Here is a 1,261-nt window from a genome sequence, read left to right on the forward strand (position 1 = left end):
AATCGTTAAGGAAAGAATCGAAGGTGGTGCAAACGAAAAAGCAGTATGGAGACTTTTCATTAACTGCCCTTTCGTTTGCATCAATTTCGATTTTTTCTGGTTGAACAAAGTGCGTCAACTCTATATGGACTTTTAATTATGACACTCTATTTATAATAGGATAGCGTGTACACATAGAAACACATAGAATTTATAATTCAGTCCTGTATTATGACACCAGAAATAAGCCTCCCTAAAGAAGCTAAAAAAATATACAGTTATGATACGTTAACAGAGCATATGTGGTTTTGGTTTTATAAAATGTTGTTCTGTAGACAGAGGAATAATCTTACCACCACAGGAAGAACACTTGCATATATCTTTATTATAAAGAAGACGGATAATGGCAGGTGCATCCATATCTTTCAGCTTGGAAATATATTTTTTGCAACCAAGGATGTTTCTACATAGGGTAATCTTTTTCTTCTTATTTCTGGATGAAAGAAGACCATAGTGCCTGATACGTACAAAACGTTTTGGAGGAACATGCATTAAAAATCGACGGATAAATTCCTCGCCGGATATGGTGATCTCTTTCCAAAGCCCTTGGTTTTTGTAATCTTTAGCGGAAAAAGTAACTGTAGATTCTGTCATGTCTTTGATACGGTAGTTGCTGATAGCAATCCGGTGGGTGTATTTTCCAAGGTATCTGATGACAGATTCGGCACTGTCAAATGGTTTCTTGCAATAAGGAATCCATTCCTTTGTATAGCAGGTATTTAACAATTCCTTGAAAGTATAGTAGTTTTTGTAAGGTGCAGCCGATCCATGAAATTCAAGCCTGTCATTTTCCCAGAGCTGCTTAAGTTCAGCTATATATTTTCCACGAAATATTTTGGAGATCACCTTAATCGGAAGAAAAAACTCTTTCCCGTTGTCTTTCCAATGATTTTTCACATCCAGCCCTCCACCAAGAACAATCGCATGGATATGAGGATGAAAATTCATGGTGCTTCCCCATGTATGGAGGATACAAATATAGCCGATATCAGTCCCAAGATATTTACTATCAGCAGCAAGTTCACTGAGAGTATCTGAAGCCGCATGATAAAGAGCAGTGTATAAGAATTTCTGGTTGCTGTAGATAATGGGATTAAGTTCTTCTGGAACTGTAAAAACTACATGGAAATAAGGAGCATCTAAGATATCCTCACGCCGTGCATCTACCCATTTTTCTTTTGGAAACTCCTGACACATAGGACAGCATCTGTCACGGCAGGAG

General features: G+C 37.6%; 1 protein-coding gene. It reads right to left on the bottom strand.

What is annotated here, in order from left to right; genetic code table 11:
• Positions 1–267: 267 nt before the first annotated feature.
• The coding region (locus tag AB5618_RS21340) for an IS91 family transposase (protein ID WP_368367053.1) at positions 268–1,261 on the bottom strand (994 nt) is incomplete at its 5' end.

It is taken from the genome of Ruminococcus sp. J1101004sp1_RTP21198st1_B9_RTP21198_201120 (genome assembly GCF_040924245.1).
Classification (GTDB): Bacteria; Bacillota; Clostridia; order Lachnospirales; family Lachnospiraceae; genus Blautia_A; species Blautia_A faecis.